Annotated in this window: 1 protein-coding gene; it reads left to right on the forward strand. The window is 67.0% G+C overall.

Going from position 1 to position 351, the window contains the following annotated elements; all coding sequences use genetic code 11:
- The coding region (locus AB4Z35_RS31430) for a dihydrodipicolinate synthase family protein (RefSeq protein ID WP_442101357.1) at positions 1-351 on the forward strand (351 nt) is incomplete at both ends.

Genomic DNA, 351 nt, shown 5'->3' on the forward strand with positions numbered 1-351 from the left:
GAGCGCGGCGCGGCCGGCGTGATGATCGCCCCGCCCAACACGCTGCGCACCGATGACCAGATCGTCGGCTCTTACCGCCAGGCCGTGGAGGCCATCGGCGCCGACGTGCCGTTCGTGATCCAGGACTACCCGCTGACCTTCTCGGTGCAGATGACGCCCGGCGTGATCCGCCGCATCGTGCAGGAACTGCCTTCGTGCGTGATGCTCAAGCACGAGGACTGGCCCGGGCTGGAGAAGATCTCGACGCTGCGCGGCTTCGAGAAAGACGGTTCGATGCGCCATATCTCCATCCTCTGCGGCAACAACGGCCTGTTCCTCGACTACGAGATGGAGCGGGGCGCCGACGGCGCC

This window comes from Pseudomonas sp. KB_15 (genome assembly GCF_052114525.1).
In the GTDB taxonomy this organism is placed as follows: domain Bacteria; phylum Pseudomonadota; class Gammaproteobacteria; order Pseudomonadales; family Pseudomonadaceae; genus Aquipseudomonas.